The following is an 18,498-nucleotide window of genomic DNA, read 5'->3' as shown; positions in this document are numbered from 1 at the left end:
CGCCGCGCAAGCCGTCGGCGCCGCGTCCCCCGGCAGCGAGCGAGCAGGCGAAACCCGCCGCACCCGCCGCAGCCACGGCCGCACCCGCGGACACCGCTTCGGATCCGACCCGCAAGCGCCGTCGCCGCCGTGGCGGCAAGCGCATCGAAGGTGCCGAGGGCGCACCGCCGCGCCAGGCCAGCACGCCCGCCAAACCGGCATCGCCTTCGCAGGTCGTCGCCACCCGGGTCACGCCGAAGCCCGACAACAACCAGGCCCCCTCGCTGCTGTCGCGGATCAAGCGCCGCCTGGGCGCGATCGTCACCCGCGGACCGCGTACCGACCATTGAGGAAAGGGGCGGGCTCCGGCCCGCTCACGGCGACGCGCGGACCCAGGGCGGACGGCAACCTGCCCTCCGCGACCTTCGGCCCGGCGACGCGGCGCAGCCGCTCCCCAACGCGGCTGCTGGCGACGCGATGCACCTCCAGCGTGCCGCATCCGGCGGTGGAACCCGCCTTACAAGTCCAGTTGCGCCCACACCGGCGTGTGGTCGCTCGGCCGTTCCCAGCCACGCGGGGCCAGGTCGATGCCGGCGCCGGTGCAGCGCGCGCGCAGCGCGTCGGACAGCAGCACCAGGTCGATGCGCAGGCCCCAGCCGCGGTCGAACGCGAGCAGCCGGTAATCCCACCACGAATGGTGCCCGGCTTCGTCGCAATGCAGGCGGAAGCTGTCGTGCAGTCCAAGCGCGGCCATCGCGCCGAGCGCATCGCGTTCGGGCGTGGAGCACATGATCTTCTCCTGCCAGCGCTTGGGGTTGTGCACGTCGGCGTCGGTCGGCGCGATGTTGAAGTCGCCCAGCACCACCAGCTGCGGATGGCGCGCGAGTTCGTCGGCCAGCATCGCCCGCGCGGCGGCGAGCCAGCGCATCTTGTAATCGAACTTGGCGCTGCCGACGGCCTGCCCGTTGACGATGTAGAAGTCGACGATGCGCACGCCGTTGATGGTGGCCGCGATCACCCGCTTCTGTTCGTCATCGAAGCCGGGGATGCCGACCTGCACGTCCTCGATCGCATGGCCGCGGGCGAGGATGGCGACGCCGTTGTAGGTCTTCTGCCCGGCGAACACGCTGCGATAGCCCAGCGCCGCGAGCTCCGTGTCCGGGAAGCGGCCGTCCTCGAGCTTGGTTTCCTGCAGCGCCACCACATCGGGCCGCGACTCACCCAGCCATTGCGACAGGTGCGGCATGCGCACGTTGAGGGAGTTGACGTTCCAGCTGGCGATTTTCATGGCGCGCAGTGTAGTGCGGGTGCGGGGCGGTCCGCAGCCAGCGGCGGCCGGCCGCTGTTGGCCACGCTCGGCAGTCGCACGTCGCGTCCTGCGCCGCCGAACGCTCGGCGTTCACCTGGGCAGCGGATGCCAGCCGCTATGCGAGCGAGCCGACCCGCGGCTGTCCGCTGCCGACACCGCTTCCGACCAGCCGCGACATGGCGTGCGCATCCAGTGGGTACGCCACCCCTTGGCCGACGTTGCCAGCGCTCTCGCCGGCCATGGCCGCATGGGACGCGGCAGGCCAGTAGCCCTGTGGCATCGACTGGTTGCGCGCCGGCGCATTGGTGGTCATCTGCGAATACGGCACGAAGGTGCCGAGCGTGCCGCTGAAAAACATCGCCGCCATGGGCGGTGCCGCCATGATCAGCATCGAAAGGACGACCCCCATGCCACCCTGCTGCAGGGCCATGCTGCTGATGCTGTCGGGACCTGCGCCGACCAGTGCGCTGGTCCAGAACGACGCGGCGACGGCAATCACCATGTCCGTGGCCAACGTCACCATCACGCTCAGCAGGGCGAGCGAAAACATCGTCCCCAACCCGTAATAGAGCCAACGCCCGAACAGGCCCTTTGTCTGGTCGAAGAGCAGGCACAGGATGAAGAGCGGCCCGAGGCCGACGAACAGCGCCATCGCCACCTTGTTGAGCAGCAGCATCGTCCCTGCCATGACCGCAGGGCCACCGGTGCCGATACCGGCGAACCACATCGCGCGGTCCTTCTTCTCGTTGAGGATCGTGTCACCCGCCACGTCGAGCGTGTCGATGCTCGACAGCGCCACCTGCATGTATGCCAGGCATTTGTCGATCCGATCGTAGACGTCTTCGTCCGTGCCGGTGACCATGCGGCTGACCTCGCTGCTCAGGCCGTCAGTAACCACCCGGTAGGCCGAGCCGCCCGCCGCCGCCGCCGCGGTGGCAAGGCCGACGATGAGCACGGCGCGCAGCGAACTGGTGACGAGCGCCATCATCGAGTCGCGCGACTGCCCAATCGCTATCCGGTAGCCCTGGATCATGATCCAGAGCGTCAACAGCGATAGCGCCGCACCACCAAGCAGCGTGGCGGTGCGTCCAAGCAGGTTGTCGCGAAAGACCTCGATCTCGCCGGTCAGGAAGCTGTTGATCTCGCGGAAGAACAGCAGGTCGGAAACCCCGGCCGACGCATGCGCGACCGGGAATCCGCCCAGGTGCAGCACGCCGGGAAACTGGCCCAGCAAGTTCAGCGCGGTATCCCACATGTCCATGTCCTCTACTGTGGCCGCATGTTGACGTCGCCACGGGTTGCGGCGAATCGCTTCAGCGATCGCTTCGTCGCGCCGAGTCCAGGGCGGCGCGCAGGGCCGCACCGCGAACCACGCCACCCGCCAACCCGCTACCGTCCAGGGTTTCGCTGGCCAGCTGCCGCTGGTCCTCCCGCAGCAGTTCGAGCAGGCGATCGAAACCCTCGGTCTGGCTTCGAGCCTGCTGCACGTCCACCTGCATCCGGCTCTGCATCGACAGCAGCCGGTTGTTGTTGGCCTGGAGGGCTCCGGCATCCTGCTGCGATATCGTCGCGCGCTCGGTGTAGATCTTCTTCAGCTCCTCGTCGCGCTTCCGCGAGACGTCGAGCACGGCGACGATGGCGTTGTAGCGGGCATTTTCCGTCTGGACGATCGCGGCGCAGTTGTCAGCCAGCGCCTGCGAGGCCAGCAGTGCACGCAATCCCGTCGGGCAACGCTGCGCCAACCCGGCGTTTACCGGCCGCGGTCTGAATTGATAGGTCGCCATCGCATTCTGGTTGAACACGCCACCCTTGACGTACTGCTGCTCGTATTGACGCACCTGGGTTTCGTACTGCTGGACCTGGGTGCGGTACTGCTCGATCTGCTGGGCGTACTGCTCGCCCTGGGAGATCAGTTCCTCGAGCCAGCCCGAATACGTCAATGCCGTATGCCCCGGATCGGTGACGACCCATTGCGCGGCGGCGACGCCGCTGACCGCCCAGAGCGCCAGCGCGGCGGCCAAGGGCATATATCGCAATGACGGCATGCGGCCGATGCCGGGGCGTGTAGCGACCATCCGTGTCTTCATTCGATCCTCCGGTTGCAGTGCGACATCGGCTGTCGCGTGTGTGGGTTACGCCTGTGAGAACGATCGCTGCTGCATGGGGCTTTCAGCTTCCCCGGCATCGGAGCTGCCCGATCCCTTGCGGCGCGCCTGGAAGCGTGCCAGCCAGTGCTCCGGCGAGAGGTCCTGGACGCCGACCCCGTGCGCCTGCGCCTGCTCCTCAAGCAGGACACGCAGGATCTCGATGTTGTCGGTAGACGCCGAGATCACCGCAAGGGCGTCGTCCATCCCGCGCAGGTTCAGCTGGCAGACATTGGACGCATGCCCCTGCTTGACCAGGAAGCAGCGGGAGCGTTCGTCGAGGTTCACGACCACCTGGTATTCGGCTTCGCTCAGCTTGAGGCCGTCGATGTAATCGGAGCGGCTGGCGTTGGGATTGGGCAGCAGCACCATGGTTGCGGTCTGTTCGACCAGCGCCGCGGAAATGTCACTCGCAAGCGCGTCCTCGGGACTCTGGGTGGCGAAAATGCCCAGTCCATTCTGCTTCCGGATCGTCTTCTGCTTGTTCTTGGCGAAGTCCTTCAGGCCGCTACCGCCATCGAGGATCTTCCAGAACTCGTCCATTACATAGATCAGGCGGCGCCCGTCGATCAGCGACTCGAGCCTGTGCAACAGGTATTCGATCACCGGTGCCCGGACCTCGGCGTTGTCGATGATCTGGGTGTAGTCGAATCCGATGATGTTCGCCTGGCCAAGGTCGATGGTATCGACAGGGTTGTCGAAGACCCAGCCCAACGCATTTCCTCGCGTCCACTTGCGCAGGCGCGCAAACAGACCATCGTCGCCCATGTTCGGGAGGCTCTTCTGGAAGTTGGTCATGCTGCGCAGGTGCAGCGGGGTATCAAGGATCCCTTCAACGGCACGGAAGACATCCTCGTCCTCGCGCGCCGTGTACGCGGGCTTGCCCGCCAGCGTCTTGACCAGGCCGGCGAGGAACTGCGCGTTGGCCTGGGTGTTCTCGCACTGGAACGGGTTGAACCCGGTTGGCCGGCCATTCTCGAGCGCAAGGTAGTTGCCGCCGCAGGCACGCACGAAAATCTCGGTGCCACGGTCCTTGTCGAAGAAGAAAATCGTCGGCGACGGTTGCAGCTTCTGCGCCTGGCTGAGCAGGAAATTGATCAGGGCGGTCTTGCCGGTACCGGACTTGCCAATGACCATCGTGTTGCCGATCGCCTTCTCGCCGAACGAGTTCTCGCCCGGATGGGTGGCGTGGAAATTGAAGTAGTAGGGCTGTCCGTTGGTCGTCTGCAGGGTGGTGATGCATTCGCCCCAGGGATTCCCCAGCGCCTTGCCTGATGCGAAGTTGTGCAGCGGCGACAATCCAAGGAAGTTCAACGAGCTTACGTTCGCCAACCGGGTGCGGTACTTCCAGTTCCCGGGAAGTTGTGAATAGAACGACGGGGCGATCGCCAGGTCTTCCTTGGTCGAGACGAATCCGGCATTGGACAATTCCGCGCGGGCAGTCGCGATCTGTTGCGACAGCCGCGCCTGGCTGTCGGCGTACAGCGCCATGGTGAAGTGATACTCCCCCAGGACGAAATTGCCCGATGCCAACTGGTCCATGGCGTGGTCGAGTTCGATGATCTGACTGACGGCCTTGTCGCCGGACGAGACCATCATCCCCTTGGTCCGATCCAGCACCTTGAGCGCGTCCTGGCGCCCGATCGGGCTGAACGAATGCGTGATGACATATTCGAAGTCCAGGTACTTCAGCGCGTTGAGGACGCCGGGGTAGGTCGCTTCGGTGTATTCCTTGATGTTCAGGATCGCCCCGAAGTGGTTCTCGCCATGCGGCGTGGCGATCATGAAGTCACCGCTCTTGTCGGCGAACTGGTGCCTGCTTACCGGCAGGTAGCCATATACCGGCGCGTCCAGTACCGGGACCGGCTGGTCGATGCGGTTGAGCAGGTAGCCGTACAGTTCCAGGGTTTCGGAGAACGCCACACCGTTGGCCGCTTCGTACATCCCTAGCCGGCGCGGGGCGTAGTCCTTGAGTACCGCTTCAAGGTTGCCAGCCAGCTCATGGAGCTTGGCTACCGCCTGCTCCTGTTCGGACTGCAGGCGGCGGACATCCGCCGACCGCTCCACGAAGCGCCTCCCGGCGGTGATCGGGCGGTAGATCATCGTCAGGTACAACTCGTTCTGCATCGTCTTCTGCGACGACAGCGCGGCGAAGTACTGGTCTGAGAGCTCCTGGTTGAACGCCTGTGCAAAGCGGCTCGAGGCGTCGATCCGCCGGCGGCGACGGATATCGTGCACCCAGAATGCAAGGTTGGCGAAGTCCGGGGCGCGCAACGTCTGCAGCAGCCGGTTGAAGGTGTTGTGGCGATGCTCGATTTCCCATTCGTCGCGCCCGACGAAGGGCAGTCCCCCCAGCCGCCATGCCAGCAGGTAATCACCGCCGGTGGTCTTGATCACCGATGGCGAGACGTGTGATGACAGCGGGATGAACTCACCGATTGCGGTCTCGCACGGGGATTCCAATGCCTGGCGCTTCATCGCGACACCGGGCGGGTATTGCCGCGGTAGTGGTTCGGCGTGAACACCCAGTTGCCGGCATGACCGCTCCGGTTCCTTGCCCGCAACCGCATCTGCCAACGCAGGCCGAGCAGGCGGAAGATCATTTCGTCCCGCCGTGCCATCTGGCGCATGGCGAAAATCACCGGCGGCGCCAGCAGCAGGAAGAACATGTTGAGGTACAGCGCCAGCAGCAGGCAGCTGCCGGCACCGACGAAGAACGGCATGTAGGGCACCCCCAGGAACATCGCCGGGCGCGTGCAGCCGCGGAACAGCAGGTTCTTACGCATACAGCGCGGGCAACGCCTGGACCGCCATGGCAATCGCCCCGCCGCCGTCGCCTACCAGCATGCGGGCGATCTGGGCAGCGGCTCCAATCAGGAAGCCACCGACCAGGATCGGCGCCACATCGGCAATGCGCTTGTGCGCGAAGGCGATCTGGTAGCCGGCGAAGATCACCGCGATGGTCACCACGGCGATCGAAGCCAGGTTGAGAAGCCCGTTGATGTTCTGCAGGAAGCCGGTGACCTTGCTGTCCGTGCCGCCGAAGTCGGGAGCGCCCTCGGCAAGGACGACGGTCGGCAGGGCGATCAGGAGGACAAACATGGCGCCTCCGATGGAGCGGGCGAGGCGACGGCTGGGGAAGCGATCTTCTGGTGCGTGCATGGGAACGTCCTTTTTTGCTTGCGCGTGGTGGTGGTCAGTGGAATGTATGGCTAGAAAACGAATGCCTGGTCGGGCGCAACGGCCGGTGTCGGCGCGTCGGCCGCGGCGGTTTGCGCGCGCGCAGCGATATCGGCGGGCCTCGCGGGTACTGCCGCACCGATGGTCACGACGACGGGGAGTCGCTGCGCGGGGCGTGGTGATGTCGCTTCCTGCCGCTGCCGGCCTGCCGTGCCCGGGAGCCGTTCAAGCTGCCGCGACGATGGCGGGGGCGAGCCCGAAGGCGATGGACCTGCCGTTGCCACGCCATCGCCGGCACGGGACCGCCCGCCGAGGTCGCCGGACGAGCGCAGCGATGCCTGGATCGAGGCGAACACCTTCTGGACGTAACCCTGGCGGAAGCCGGTGACGAAGTCGCCCGAGTAATAGCAACTCAACGCCTTGCCCCAGTCGTTGCCGGAACGCGCGTGGCATTCGGCGAGGATGCGCGAACCTGCCCGCACGTTGCGGCAGGCGTCGAATGCCTGCGCGTAGGAAGCCAGGCCGTAATGCGCCAGGTTGCTGCGATTGACCTGTGCCAGCCCGAGCGAGAAATCGAAGCCTTCGCGTTCGAGCATGCGTGCCGTGGCGATGGCCTCGCCCATGTTGCGTGGCTGCCGTGCCAGGCGGCCGCCAACGACGCCGATGGCGTACGGGTTGAAGGATGATTCGACGTCGACGACGTGCTGCATCAGCACCGCCGGAACGGCCATGCCGGGGCAAGCCATCATGTCCATGTTGGGCAACACCGCGTACCTCCTGTACACGCCCGCGCTTGCGCGCGTTTCCACATCCGGCACGGCGCCGCCGGGCACCGTCCGGGCGCGCCGAACCGCTGCTATGGAAGCAACATGCGTTCCGGCTCGAAATCGATCGCGGTGATCCGGCGCTCACCCGCGTGCGACTGGATGTGCACCACGATGTCGACCGTCATCCTCAACAGCCGCTTGATGACATCGAACTCGAGGCCGGCGCCCTCGGCCGACGCTTTCACCATCAATGCCAACTGGTCCCAGGTCTGGCGTGCGCTGCCTGCATGGCAGCTGGTGATGGAACCCGGATGCCCGGATGCACAGTTGCGTATGAAATAGAATGCTTCATCGCCGCGCAGCTCGGCCAGGATGATCCGATCCGGCTTCATCCGCAGGCAAGCCTCCATGCAGGCTTTGGCGGTCACGTTGCTCGCGCTTTGGCCGCCCTTCGAATACAGCAGGTGGACGACGTTGGGCTGGTCGATGAACAGTTCCCGTGCGTCCTCGATCGTCACCAGCCGTTCGCTTGCGGGGATTTCGCGCACCAATGCCTTCATGAAGGTGGTCTTGCCACTGCCGGTGGCGCCCGACACGACGATATTCTTGCGGGCGCGCACGGCCAGCTGGAAAAATCCGGCGTAGTCGCGGGCCTCACGCAATCTCAGCAACTCCCGATCCTGGTCCGGCAGGCGGTCCGGCTGCTCCACGATGCGATCGAAGAACCCCTGCTCGCGGTATTCCTGCAATGACCTGCCGGATCGCGATGGCAGGCGGATGGTGATCGAAACCCTGCCTGCATCGCATGCGGGGGGAATGACGAATTGCGCCCGTTGTCCTGTTGGAAAGGTCAGCGATACCACCGGATCGGCGTCGGTGATGCGCTGGCCGGTGTTGCTCTCGTTGACCACCGCGGTGCAGAACTGGCGGGCGCGCTCGTAGGTCATTCCCGGAACCCGCTCTTGCTGCCAGCCGGCCCTGGTTTCGACGTAAAGCTCCCCCGGCCGGTTGATGCAGATTTCGGAAACATCCCCGGCCTCCATCCACGGGGCGATCCCCAGCACCTGGTACTGGTAGGCCAGGAAATCCCCGGAGATCGGCGCGTGCGCGTCGTCGTCGGCTGGCATCGCGGCAGCCATCATCGACCCTCGATCACAGGCGCGAAGTCCACGTCCCGGGCGACGTAAATGTCCACCACGCTACCCTGGTTGATGGTGACGGTCACCGGTCGATTGATGCTGCGTGCCAGGGCCTGGTTGGCGAGCCGTTCCATGGTGCGCGCGGTGTTGCTGTCGAACGGCGCCTGCGTCACCACGCCATTGCTGATCGTCGTGGTATCGGGCCCATGGAGTTCTCCTTCGTACTTGAACAGGTCGCTGACCATGCTGATCATCAGTGCGGCGGACATCCGGCTGCCCCAGTGCGCGTCGTATTGGCCCGGGTGGCCGGCTCCGCCAAGGTTGTCCACGCCCGGGCTGGCCATGCGGATGTCGAAACCGTCCGGGGTCGTGATCCGGTCCCATACGACGGCGACGCGTGGCCCATTGGCATCGGTGTCGTAGCGCCCGGACACCTTCGATCCCCTGGCGAGGAGGCGGTTGCGGCCATTGATCGAATACACCGGCTCGGTCACCACGCAGGACGTGTACCCGGGTATGTCGGTGACGATCCGGGTCTCGAGCACGCAGCGGATGTAGGTGCCGCGCGCCAGCAGGGTGTCCGGGTGGTTGATGTATTGCGCGCTCGCCGCATCGGCCGCGACGGGCGTGGCAGCAGCGGGCGTCGCACCGGGGGCCCCCGGCGCCGGCAATCCCGCCAGCAGCGCCCGGACATGGCTATCGGGAGAATCCGTGCTGGCCATGGCGGTGGACACGCCTTCGCGGCGCTCGCGCAACGTCGGCAGGCGTGGTTGCGCGGCCATCGGTACGGCAATCGGCGCCGGCGCCTGCAGTGGGATTGGTGGCAGGTCCACCGGCGCTTCCTCGACTGCACCCTCCATCGGCGGCGGCGCCATCGGGGGCGTTGCAGCGGGTGCTGCCGTCGGACGTGGCAGCTCGGGGATGACGACGGTTTCCTCGCGGCGGCGGGACTTGCCGTCGGCTGTCGACGCGCCGGCAAACAACCACGCCGCCGAGACCACCAGCAAGCCTACGATGCCGGCCAGGAACACCAGCGCCTTGCGGTCGAGTCGCTGCAGCTCGCCCGATTGCAGCAATGGCGCGTTCGCATCCAGGTCGGCGATCGACGCCGCTCCACGCGCATAGGGATTGCTCGCCAGCGCCGGGTCCATGGATTCGGTTGCCGCCTGCGTTGACGGTGTCATGGCGTGTTCCTGCGAAGCGCAACAACGTCCTTGCCGTGACGGATCACGAGGTACGGATAGGTGCCGTGGACGATCACGGTGTCGTGCTCGACCGTGGTGTTGACGACGAAGTCCTCACCGTCCTCCCGGTCGCGGCCGAACACCGCGGGGAAATCACCGCTCACGGTACCGATGGCGCTGTTCATGCGCACATAGGTAAAGCGGCCGTCGTCATACACTGTGGACGGAATGAGCCAGCGTTGCCGGGTACGGGTCGCGTAGGCGTAGTTGAAGTTGTAGCGACGGTCTTTTTCCAGCGAGGTACTCATCGCCGGCTCGGCCTGTTGCGACGTCCCGGTGTCGGTCGTGGCTGCAAACCGGGTGTCGTTGGGATACCGGAAGCTGATCTTGTACTGGACTCCGCACTGCCTTGCCTGGTCGAGTGCCTTCCAGTCGGTGGCGACGACGCGCAGTTCGAAGATGTAGGAGTGGGTTTCAGTGCGGATGACGAGATTGGTGTCGACGTCGACGTTTCTTGGCTTCAGGTAGAAGACATTGTCGCGGCGCGTCAGATCCCAGCCATTGCTGAAGCCGGTGCTGAAGTCGACGACGTGTTCGTTCGGGCTCAGCTCGATCTGGGTGGTGATGCCAAGGCCGGTGCGAACCTGATAGATCGCGTCAGGCACGTAGTCGTACTGCTGGATCACTTCGGCGTGCGTCGACGACGTACCGAGCATCAGGGCAAGCGCCACCACCAGGGCATTTCGGTTGCTCGGGCTACTCATTGGTGATCGATTCCCGTAGCAGGCGGGGGAACCACTGGCGTCCCGGTGCCAGCAGGCGATGCAGGCATGGTTGTCGACCACGCCCCGGGGACCGGAGCCGCGCTGGCGGCCTGCAACGGGTCTGGTGCGCTTTCCAGCGGCGGCGATGGCGCGTAATCGTTGTCGACGCGATAACTGGTGACCTGGAAACCCAGCGGGTTCTCGATCCGGTCCTTCTCACTCATCCCGAGGTTGGGTTTGTAGGTGAAGGCGAGCGTTGCGATGCGGCTGTCCAGTGGCCGCGACGTCGCCGAGATGAGATCGTAGACGCTGCGCTGGAAACGCACGGTTGCACCACGCGCCGGGGCGGCGCCGCCGCCATCGAGTAACTGGATGCTCAGGATCGCCACCCGGATGGCATGCGTCTTGCCGTAGGTGTTGTACGGACTGTCCGGGTTTGTCGCCGCGTGCAGGTGGCTGTAGGCCGCGGCGACATCGGGCGCTGCCATCGTATAGACGGTAGTCCAGTCGCGCAGGCGGATCAGGTTGTAGTCGTAGGCTTCGCGCGCGAGGATGAAGTGCGCGACGTTGCTACGGTTGATCGCTTCGCTGGCGGTAATCGTGCCATCGGTGAAGTCACCGGCCAGCCTGGCGACCGTGCTGGTGCCGGTATAGGCGTCGGCCATGACCAGGTACGGCACTTTCTGCTTCAGCGGCAGCAGGTAGAAGTATCCGCCAAGGAGCACCAGCGACATCAGGACCGCGGCGCCCGCGACCCACCAGGCGCGACGTTCGCTGCGCCGCGCGAGGTCGGCGATCGTGAGCTCGAAATCGATCGAGCGTGCGAGCGCCTTGTCGACCTGCGGATTCGCGTTGCCTTGCATGAGAGTCATGGCTGGCGGGCTTCCATCACCATCGCCGCAATATGCGCGGCCAGCGCACCAGTGGTTTGTCCGCTGGGATCGGCGGCCTGCGCAGCTGCCAGCGGATCCACCACGATGGCGTTTCCACGCAAGCTGATCCGAACACCACTTGCGGCATACAGGGCATTCAAGGCATCGAGTGCCTGGCCGAGATCCACCGCACGGATGTCGGCGACGGGCTGGTAGAGGGTGAAGTCCGAGGGGTGCAGGTAATCCAGCGACATTCCCGAATCCAGCGCCCAGCGCTCGAGCATCGTCTTGAGCGTGCGGTCCGTGGGTGCGGCATAGAAAAGATAGGCCGGGTGCAGTGGGATCGGCTGTGTGGACGCCGGAAACCGGTTCACCGGCTTCCATTGACCGGAGATCCCCGGCGCGGAATGGGTAGCGCAACCGGCCGACAGGACGCTGCAGATGACGACAACCGCCAAGGGCTGCTTCATGCTTCACCAAAAAATGAAATGTGGTGCCGCGCGTGCGCACGCGTGCGCGGTCCACGATGGGACCAGGCGACGGGCATTGCGTGGCGGATTCCAGCGAACTGGAGCGGTGCGATGGTGTGGAACCATCCTGGTGACGCCCGCGTCGGGCGTGGTCGGCATCCTGCCGAAATTTTCTCCTTGATCTTCCCTGATCCCTGCGACGAAGCCGTGGTGGCTGGTCGAGCGCTTTGCACGCGATGGCTCGCTGGCATCTTGCCGGCGCGCCATCACAACGCGTGACGGAGCGTAGAGACACGGCGCAGCTACGTCAAGCGAGCGCGTGACCGTGCAGGCGGCGTCGGAATGCTCGAGAGGAGCCGACGCCTAGCGCGCGACACCTTGCACCGGAAGCGCGCGGTCGATGACCCGGGTGCGCTGCGCCGGCCGGATTACCGATCGCTTTTCGCGTGGTTTACGGCGCCAGCGACCGGCCGCCGTCGACGCGGATGACCTGGCCGGTGGTGTAGGTCGCATCGCGCACGAGCCACTGCACGGCGCCGGCGATTTCCTCGACGCGGCCGATCCGGCCCAGTGGCGTGCGCGCAAGCATCGCGTCGCGTTCGGCGGCGGGCTTGCCGGACTCGGGCCACAGGATCGCGCCAGGCGAGACCGCGTTGACGCGCACGTCCGGTGCAAGCTCCAGCGCAAGCGCACGCGTCATCTGGATCAGCGCGGCCTTGCCCATGCCGTAGACGGCATGCCCGGCGAGCGGCTGTTCGCCGTGGATGTCGGTGAGGTTGACGATCGCGCCGCGGCTGGCGCGCAGGTGCGGCGCGGCCGACTGCGCGAGGAAGAACGGCGCGCGCACGTTGGCGCCGAACAAGTGGTCCCACTGCGCGGGCGTGGTGGCGCCGAAGTCGGTCGGGAAGAATGCCGATGCATTGTTGACCAGTGCGTCGAGGCGGCCGAAGCGGCCGACGACGCCGGCGACGAGTTCGGCCAGGCGATCGAACTCGAGCAGGTCGGCGCGCAGCAACTGCACGCTGCCCGCGCGTGCGGCCTCCAGCTCCGCCGCGAGCGCCTGCGCGTCGGCCACCGAGTCGCGGTGGTGCAGGGCGATGTCGTAGCCGCTGGCGTGCAGGCGGCGCGCGATGGCCGCGCCGATCCGGCGCGCCGCACCAGTGACCAGGGCGACCGGCCTGGCGTGTGTCATCGGACCCTCCCGTGGCTGCGGCTATCCTGCGCATTGTCCCTGCATTGGTCCGCCATGTCCGAGCCGCCCCACCCACCTGTCCCGGAACCGCGCGCCGGCGAGCCGGCCGCGCCCGACGCCGATGCCCTGGCCCACAGCGAGCGGCTGCGCGCGCGGATCCAGGAACAGATCTTCGCCAGCGGCGGCGCGATCGCGTTTTCGCGCTTCATGGAACTGTGTCTGTACACGCCGGGACTGGGCTACTACAGCGCCGGCGCGACGAAATTCGGGCCGGCCGGCGACTTCGTCACCGCGCCCGAGCTCGGCCCGCTGTTCGCCGCCTGCGTCGCCGACGCGGTGGCGCCGGTGCTGCGCCAGCTGGGGCCCGAGGCGCAGTTCCTCGAGATCGGTGGCGGCAGCGGCGCCTTCGCCGAAGTCGCGCTCAAGCGCCTGCTCGCCCTCGATGCCCTGCCCGCCCGCTACGCGATCCTGGAACCCAGTGCCGAGCTGCGCCAACGCCAGCGCGAGCGGCTGCAGCAACGGCTCAATCCGCTGCTGCTGGACCTGGTGGAATGGCTCGACGGGCCGGTGCAGCCGACGTGGGACGGGGTGGTGTTCGCCAACGAAGTCATCGATGCGCTGCCGACACCGCGCTTCACCCTGCACGAGGGCGAAGTGATGGAGGAATGCGTGGGGCTCGATGGCGAAGGCCGGTTCGTGCGTGTCGACAAGCCGGCCGATGCGTTGCTCGCCGCGGCGGTGCGTCATGTCGAGCGCCAGCGCGAAGCACCGTTGCCTGACGGTTACCGCAGCGAACTGCTGCCGCAGTTGCCGTACTGGATCCAGGCCGTGATCGGTGGCCTGCGCCGTGGCGCGCTGCTGTTCATCGACTACGGCCATCCGCGTCGCGAGTACTACGATACGGCGCGCAGCGACGGCACCCTGCGCGCCTTCCATCGCCATCGCGTGTCCAACGATCTGTTCGCCTGGCCGGGCCTGCAGGACCTGACCGCCTCGGTCGATTTCACCGCGCTGGCCGAGGCCTGCCAGGGCGCAGGCTTCGACTTCAGCGGCTACTGCTCCCAGGCGAGCTTCTTGATCGGCAACGGGCTGGAGCAGCGGTTGGCGGAGGCCGAAGCGCGCGCGCACGACGAAGCCGGGCGCTACCGCCTGCGCCAGGAAGCCAAGCGGCTGACCCTGCCCGGCGAGATGGGCGAGCGCTTCCAGGCGATGGGCTTCGCGCGCGATGCCGAATTCGGCGCGGCCTTCCTCGTCGGTGATCTGAGCTGGCGCCTGTGACGGCAGCAGCGCGCGGCGCGGTGCTCAAGCCGCTGCGCCATCCGCGGCTGTGGCTGGGGCTGTGGATCGCGGCCCTGGTGGCAACCGTGGTGGCGTCGTTGCTGCCGGTATTCCTGCTGCCGGTGGTGCCGCCGGGGGGCGACAAAGTCGAACACCTCGGCGGCTACGCGCTGCTCGCGGCGGCGGCGGTGCAGCTGTTCGCGGGGCGACGCGCGCTTTGGCGCGCGGCACTGGGCCTGGTCGTGCTGGGCGTGGCACTGGAAGTCGCGCAGGGCCTGTTCACCGCTACCCGGCAGATGGACGCGGCCGATGCGCTGGCCAATTCCCTGGGGGTGGCGATCGGGATGGCGACCGTGCTGACCCCGCTGCGCGACCTGCTGCTGCGCCTGCAACGCCGCTGATCGGCGGGTTGACCGTTCCGGCGGGTGGTCGGCGTTTGGCTGGAGACCGGCCCGTCGCCGGAGGAGACTCCCATGCCCCGGTTCATCATCGAACGCGAGATCCCCGGCGCCGGCCAGCTGTCGCCCGACGAGCTGCATGCGATCTCGCAGAAGTCCTGCGGGGTGCTGCGCGAGATGGGCCCGCAGGTGCAGTGGCAGCAGAGCTACGTCACCGCCGACAAGATCTACTGCGTCTATCTGGCGCCGGACGAGGCAAGCGTGCGCGAGCACGCGCGGCTGGGCGGCTTTCCCGCCAATGCGGTGAGCCAGGTCAGCAGCATCATCGATCCGACCACGGCCGAATGAGTTGACGGTGCCACGCGGGCCGCTGGCCCGACCGCGGCGCGCATCCGATCCTGCCTAACCGGCTGGCGGCGGCGTGCGCGCCGCTTCGATCGCCCGCACCCGCGCACGTCGCAACGCCTCGCCCAGCGCGGGACCTTCGAGGCCTTCGCGCGCGACATCGCCGGCACGCACGGCGGCCGCCGCGGCCAGCAGGCGCAGCAGTTCGACGGCCTGCGGGTACGGCTCGTCGGCAAGCCCGGCGCGACCGCGCTTGTCGGCTTCGCACGCGATCGCCAGTTGCGCGATACGCGCCGGCTGGCGGAAGCCATCGCAGCGCGCGAGCAGGTCGTGCACGGTGCTGGCGCGCAGCTCGAACAGGCGATGGATGTTCAGGTGTTCGCGGCACACCAGCGTCGCCAGCTGGCGCTGCGCCTGTGGCACCTTCAGCCGCTCGCACAGCGTGCGCAGCGGCGCGACGCCGGCGCTTTCGTGGCCCAGATGCCTCGGCAGCACGTCTTCCGGCGTCAGCGCCTTGCCCAGGTCGTGGGTGAGCGCCGCGAACCCGATCAACGCATCGCCCGGTGCAAGCCGCGCGGCCATGTCGCAGACCAGCTCCACGTGCACGCCGGTGTCGACTTCGGGATGGTATTCGGCGCGTTGCGGCACGCCATACAGCGCATCGACTTCTGGCAGCACCACCGCCAGCGCGCCGCAGTCGCGCAACGTGCGCAGGAAGGCCGATGGCGTCGTCGAGGCCAGTGCGCGCGCGAGCTCCTGCCACACGCGTTCGGGCACGAGCTCGGCCAGTTCGCCGCTGGCGACCATCGCCCGCATCAACGCCATCGTTTCCGGCGCCACCGTGAAGCCCAGCGAGGCGAAGCGCGCCATGAAGCGCGCCGCGCGCAGCACCCGCAACGGGTCTTCGACGAACGCCGGACCGACGTGGCGCAGCACGCGCGCCTGGATGTCGCGCACGCCACCGAAGGGATCGACCAGGGCGGCGTCGCCTTCGCCCGGATCCGCGCCATCGCCACAGCTGGCGGTGTCGGGAATGCGCTGCGCGATCGCATTGATGGTGAAATCGCGGCGAGCGAGATCGTCTTCCAGCGTCACCGCCGGATCGGCATCGACCACGAAGCCGCGATAGCCCCGCCCGGATTTGCGCTCGGTGCGCGCGAGCGCGTATTCCTCGCCACTGTCGGGATGCAGGAACACCGGGAAATCGCGCCCGACCGGCCGGAAGCCGCGCGCGTGCATCGCGTCCTGGGTCTGGCCGACGACGACATGATCGCGATCGCCCGCCGGCAGCCCGAGCAGGCGGTCGCGCACCGCGCCGCCGACGAGGTAGGTCTGCATCGGTTCCATCGCGCGATGATGGCACGGGCCATCATGGACGACGCGTTCGAGCCGACACGCCTTCAAGGCGCGATTGTCCTGCACCCGCCATGCCAAGGCGCCCACCGCGCCGCCGCGCGCCCGGAAACGGACTTGCGTGCCGTCACTTCGGTGCGACTGCCTCCAGCGGACACGTGAACGACTTGCGCTTGCCGCCCTGCACGCCGCGCATGCGGTCGTCCAGCGGCACCGCGCTGCCGTCCAGGCGCCAGTCGTAGATGGTGCTGAAGGCGAGCACGCGGGCGACGTACTCGCGGGTTTCCTTGTAGCTGATGGTCTCGATCCAGAAATCCGGATCCATCCCCGGCCGCTGCGATTGCCAGCGCTGCACCGGCACCGGACCGGCGTTGTAGCCGGCGATGGCGACGTAGGGCTGGCCGCCGTACTTGTCCAGCAACTGGCGCATGTAGGCCGTGCCCAACGCGATGTTGATGTCCGGGTCGTAGAGGCTGTCGGCGCCGGTCCACGGCATGCCGATCCGCTGCGCGACGCTCATCGCGGTCGCCGGCACCACCTGCATCAGTCCCAGCGCGTTGGCGCCGGAACGGGCATCGGGATTGAACACGCTCTCGGCGCGGATCTCGGCCGCCATCCACGCCGGATCAAGGCGGTTTTTCGCCGCTTCGCGCCGGATCGCCTGGTCGTGGTGCAGCGGGAAGCGCAGCGCATACAGGCGCAATTCGTCGGGATTGCGGCCCAGCGCGAACACCGCGCGATCGAACCAGCCATTGTCCTGCGCCACCTCCACCGCGAGCCGTCGATGGGTGTCGTCGAAGCGGCCGATGGCGTCGTTCCATTCGCGCTCGGCCCAGGCCTTGCGATCGACGCGATACAGCTGCATCGCGCGCACCAGCGCCGGATCCCTGGCCACGATCGCCTTGTCCGCGGCGCTGTCCTGCGGCAGCCACGGACACAGCGCGTACGGCTGGCCGATGCGGTCGGCGGCGAGGAAGCCATGGAACTGCGGTTCGCGCGCGGCGCGCCGGTACGCCGCCTGCGCGCCGGCCTTGTCGCCGGTGAGTTCCAGCAGCCGGGCTTCGAAATAGGTCCAGCGCGAATCCTGCCGCTGCGCGTCGGGCATGCGCTGGATGGCCTTGAGCGCCGCCGGCCAGTCCGAACGCGCCATTGCTTCACGCACCTGCCATTCGTGCAGGCGCGCGTCGTAGGCGCTGTCGGGCACCGCCGCCAGCCGCCGCGCCGACGCCGGGCCGTAGGACGCCACCGTCCACAGCGCGACCTGGTACAGCACCCGGCCGCGGTCGGCCTCTTCGAAACCCAGGGCCCGGGAGAACTTCGGCAGCAGCGCCTCGGCCGCGTCCGGATCGTCCTTGCCCAGCCGCGCCAGCGCTTGCGAGGCCACCCAGCGGCTGCGTGGCGTCAGCGGCCACTGCAGCGCGCGATCGTCGAGGCGGTCCATGCCGGCGGCGTATTCCAGCGCCAGGGCCAGGTCGGCCCCCGGCAGGCCTTGCGCCGCCGCACGCATCACGCCGGCATTCCACTCGCCGGCGGCCTTGTCGATGCGTTCCCAACGCAGCGCCGGCGTCAGCCCTCCGCGGGTGGCGAGCGCCGCGAACGGCGCGTCGCAGGCATCAGGCAGCGACTTGCCGGTGCTGCGCCACAGCGACTGCGCATCGGACACCCATTGCGCGTCGGCCGCGCCGGTGGCCAGGCGCGCGTTGAGCTCGGCGCAGCGCAGCGGGGTGGCGGTGATCGAGGGCACCCACGCGGCGCGGAAGGCCGGCCAATCCGCGCGGCGCGCCACCTCGCCGAGCCAGGTCTCGCGAAACGTCTGCTGCAACGCGGGGTCGTCGGCGTTGTCGTCGAGAAAGGCCTTGGCCTGCGCGGCGGACAGGGTGGTGAGGTCGTGCCGCAGCTGGGCGTACCGCACCCAGCCACGGACCGGGCTGCCGGGATGACCGATCAGCGCGGGGTAGGCGCCAACGTCCAGCTGGCCGCGGTCGGCGTCATCGAAGGCGTCGCGCAACCATTGCCAGGCCGGGGCCGGAACCGCGGATGGCGATGCCGCGGTCGCCGGCGCCGGCGACCGCGCGACCGGCCCCGCCGCCACGGCCGGTGGCGAAGTCGACGGGGATGGCGCCG

At 67.6% G+C, this 18,498-nt stretch carries 18 protein-coding genes and 1 pseudogene; 4 read left to right on the top strand and 15 right to left on the bottom strand.

Features of this window, described 5'->3' with window-relative positions:
* Positions 1-329 (top strand): annotated as a pseudogene (locus tag G7B67_RS11945) (ATP-dependent RNA helicase RhlB); the annotation flags it as partial.
* 167 nt (positions 330-496) lie between these two features.
* Here G7B67_RS11945 and xth read toward each other — a convergent pair.
* The 13 genes from xth to G7B67_RS11880 form a co-directional block, all read right to left on the bottom strand.
* Positions 497-1,267 (bottom strand): exodeoxyribonuclease III, encoded by a 771-nt coding sequence (xth, locus tag G7B67_RS11940; protein ID WP_166212716.1) that lies wholly within the window; start codon positions 1,265-1,267, stop codon positions 497-499.
* Positions 1,268-1,403: 136 nt separating this feature from the next.
* Entirely contained in the window at positions 1,404-2,666 is a 1,263-nt protein-coding gene (locus tag G7B67_RS11935; RefSeq protein ID WP_243412361.1) for a TrbL/VirB6 family protein, read from the bottom strand.
* A complete protein-coding gene (locus G7B67_RS11930) occupies positions 2,602-3,375 on the bottom strand; it encodes a hypothetical protein (RefSeq protein ID WP_166212714.1) in 774 nt (257 codons plus the stop codon). Before G7B67_RS11930 ends, G7B67_RS11935 begins: the two co-directional genes overlap by 65 nt.
* 45 nt (positions 3,376-3,420) lie before the next feature.
* On the bottom strand, positions 3,421-5,910 hold the full coding sequence (locus tag G7B67_RS11925) for a VirB4 family type IV secretion/conjugal transfer ATPase (protein ID WP_425482443.1): 2,490 nt from the start codon (positions 5,908-5,910) through the stop codon (positions 3,421-3,423).
* Positions 5,907-6,218 carry a VirB3 family type IV secretion system protein gene (locus G7B67_RS11920; RefSeq protein ID WP_166212712.1) on the bottom strand — a complete coding sequence of 104 codons (312 nt, stop codon included), beginning with the start codon at positions 6,216-6,218 and terminating at the stop codon, positions 5,907-5,909. The genes G7B67_RS11925 and G7B67_RS11920 overlap by 4 nt, the downstream gene beginning before the upstream one ends.
* Entirely contained in the window at positions 6,211-6,534 is a 324-nt protein-coding gene (locus G7B67_RS11915; RefSeq protein WP_243412363.1) for a TrbC/VirB2 family protein, read from the bottom strand. Before G7B67_RS11915 ends, G7B67_RS11920 begins: the two co-directional genes overlap by 8 nt.
* 110 nt (positions 6,535-6,644) lie before the next feature.
* The gene (locus tag G7B67_RS11910) at positions 6,645-7,379 is read right to left on the bottom strand and encodes a lytic transglycosylase domain-containing protein (RefSeq protein ID WP_166212709.1); all 735 of its coding nucleotides are present in this window, start codon (positions 7,377-7,379) and stop codon (positions 6,645-6,647) included.
* An 89-nt stretch (positions 7,380-7,468) separates the two neighbouring features.
* Entirely contained in the window at positions 7,469-8,506 is a 1,038-nt protein-coding gene (virB11, locus tag G7B67_RS11905; RefSeq protein ID WP_166212707.1) for a P-type DNA transfer ATPase VirB11, read from the bottom strand.
* An 11-nt stretch (positions 8,507-8,517) separates the two neighbouring features.
* The gene (locus tag G7B67_RS11900; RefSeq protein WP_166212705.1) at positions 8,518-9,702 is read right to left on the bottom strand and encodes a TrbI/VirB10 family protein; all 1,185 of its coding nucleotides are present in this window, start codon (positions 9,700-9,702) and stop codon (positions 8,518-8,520) included.
* Complete coding sequence (locus G7B67_RS11895; protein WP_166212703.1) at positions 9,699-10,466, bottom strand: TrbG/VirB9 family P-type conjugative transfer protein; 768 nt, start codon at positions 10,464-10,466, stop codon at positions 9,699-9,701. Before G7B67_RS11895 ends, G7B67_RS11900 begins: the two co-directional genes overlap by 4 nt.
* Positions 10,463-11,338, bottom strand: a complete 876-nt coding sequence (locus tag G7B67_RS11890; protein ID WP_166212701.1) for a VirB8 family type IV secretion system protein — start codon at positions 11,336-11,338, stop codon at positions 10,463-10,465. The genes G7B67_RS11895 and G7B67_RS11890 overlap by 4 nt, the downstream gene beginning before the upstream one ends.
* Complete coding sequence (locus G7B67_RS11885; RefSeq protein WP_207780926.1) at positions 11,335-11,808, bottom strand: hypothetical protein; 474 nt, start codon at positions 11,806-11,808, stop codon at positions 11,335-11,337. Before G7B67_RS11885 ends, G7B67_RS11890 begins: the two co-directional genes overlap by 4 nt.
* A 451-nt stretch (positions 11,809-12,259) precedes the next feature.
* Positions 12,260-13,000: a pteridine reductase gene (locus G7B67_RS11880; protein ID WP_166212699.1), complete on the bottom strand. Its 741-nt coding sequence runs from the start codon at positions 12,998-13,000 to the stop codon at positions 12,260-12,262.
* A 54-nt stretch (positions 13,001-13,054) separates the two neighbouring features.
* Here G7B67_RS11880 and G7B67_RS11875 point away from each other — a divergent pair, with 54 nt between their 5' ends.
* The 3 genes from G7B67_RS11875 to G7B67_RS11865 all read left to right on the top strand — a co-directional run bounded on the left by G7B67_RS11875 (position 13,055) and on the right by G7B67_RS11865 (position 15,024).
* Positions 13,055-14,278 (top strand): class I SAM-dependent methyltransferase, encoded by a 1,224-nt coding sequence (locus G7B67_RS11875; RefSeq protein ID WP_166212698.1) that lies wholly within the window; start codon positions 13,055-13,057, stop codon positions 14,276-14,278.
* The gene (locus G7B67_RS11870) at positions 14,275-14,679 is read left to right on the top strand and encodes a VanZ family protein (protein WP_166212696.1); all 405 of its coding nucleotides are present in this window, start codon (positions 14,275-14,277) and stop codon (positions 14,677-14,679) included. The genes G7B67_RS11875 and G7B67_RS11870 overlap by 4 nt, the downstream gene beginning before the upstream one ends.
* Before the next feature lie 72 nt (positions 14,680-14,751).
* Positions 14,752-15,024 (top strand): DUF4242 domain-containing protein, encoded by a 273-nt coding sequence (locus G7B67_RS11865; protein ID WP_166212694.1) that lies wholly within the window; start codon positions 14,752-14,754, stop codon positions 15,022-15,024.
* Positions 15,025-15,078: 54 nt separating this feature from the next.
* On the opposite strand, the gene G7B67_RS11860 is transcribed toward G7B67_RS11865, so the two are convergent.
* Both G7B67_RS11860 and G7B67_RS11855 read right to left on the bottom strand, forming a co-directional pair.
* Positions 15,079-16,359 (bottom strand): multifunctional CCA addition/repair protein, encoded by a 1,281-nt coding sequence (locus tag G7B67_RS11860; RefSeq protein WP_166212720.1) that lies wholly within the window; start codon positions 16,357-16,359, stop codon positions 15,079-15,081.
* Positions 16,360-16,501: 142 nt separating this feature from the next.
* Positions 16,502-18,466 carry a transglycosylase SLT domain-containing protein gene (locus tag G7B67_RS11855; RefSeq protein ID WP_166212692.1) on the bottom strand — a complete coding sequence of 655 codons (1,965 nt, stop codon included), beginning with the start codon at positions 18,464-18,466 and terminating at the stop codon, positions 16,502-16,504.
* Positions 18,467-18,498: the final 32 nt, after the last annotated feature.

It is taken from the genome of Cognatiluteimonas telluris, from assembly GCF_011320095.1.
In the GTDB taxonomy this organism is placed as follows: domain Bacteria; phylum Pseudomonadota; class Gammaproteobacteria; order Xanthomonadales; family Xanthomonadaceae; genus Cognatiluteimonas; species Cognatiluteimonas telluris.
This window is presented reverse-complemented; position numbering and strand designations above follow the sequence as displayed.

What these genes read in the sequence shown, in the direction of transcription:
- G7B67_RS11920 (WP_166212712.1), bottom strand. Translation starts at nt 6,218, where the DNA reads ATGCGTAAGAACCTGCTGTTCCGCGGCTGCACGCGCCCGGCGATGTTC.
- G7B67_RS11880 (WP_166212699.1), bottom strand. Translation starts at nt 13,000, where the DNA reads ATGACACACGCCAGGCCGGTCGCCCTGGTCACTGGTGCGGCGCGCCGG.
- G7B67_RS11900 (WP_166212705.1), bottom strand. Translation starts at nt 9,702, where the DNA reads ATGACACCGTCAACGCAGGCGGCAACCGAATCCATGGACCCGGCGCTG.
- G7B67_RS11915 (WP_243412363.1), bottom strand. Translation starts at nt 6,534, where the DNA reads ATGTTTGTCCTCCTGATCGCCCTGCCGACCGTCGTCCTTGCCGAGGGC.
- G7B67_RS11860 (WP_166212720.1), bottom strand. Translation starts at nt 16,359, where the DNA reads ATGCAGACCTACCTCGTCGGCGGCGCGGTGCGCGACCGCCTGCTCGGG.
- G7B67_RS11875 (WP_166212698.1), top strand. Translation starts at nt 13,055, where the DNA reads ATGTCCGAGCCGCCCCACCCACCTGTCCCGGAACCGCGCGCCGGCGAG.
- G7B67_RS11865 (WP_166212694.1), top strand. Translation starts at nt 14,752, where the DNA reads ATGCCCCGGTTCATCATCGAACGCGAGATCCCCGGCGCCGGCCAGCTG.
- G7B67_RS11930 (WP_166212714.1), bottom strand. Translation starts at nt 3,375, where the DNA reads ATGAAGACACGGATGGTCGCTACACGCCCCGGCATCGGCCGCATGCCG.
- virB11 (WP_166212707.1), bottom strand. Translation starts at nt 8,506, where the DNA reads ATGCCAGCCGACGACGACGCGCACGCGCCGATCTCCGGGGATTTCCTG.
- G7B67_RS11890 (WP_166212701.1), bottom strand. Translation starts at nt 11,338, where the DNA reads ATGACTCTCATGCAAGGCAACGCGAATCCGCAGGTCGACAAGGCGCTC.
- xth (WP_166212716.1), bottom strand. Translation starts at nt 1,267, where the DNA reads ATGAAAATCGCCAGCTGGAACGTCAACTCCCTCAACGTGCGCATGCCG.
- G7B67_RS11885 (WP_207780926.1), bottom strand. Translation starts at nt 11,808, where the DNA reads ATGAAGCAGCCCTTGGCGGTTGTCGTCATCTGCAGCGTCCTGTCGGCC.
- G7B67_RS11925 (WP_425482443.1), bottom strand. Translation starts at nt 5,910, where the DNA reads ATGAAGCGCCAGGCATTGGAATCCCCGTGCGAGACCGCAATCGGTGAG.
- G7B67_RS11895 (WP_166212703.1), bottom strand. Translation starts at nt 10,466, where the DNA reads ATGAGTAGCCCGAGCAACCGAAATGCCCTGGTGGTGGCGCTTGCCCTG.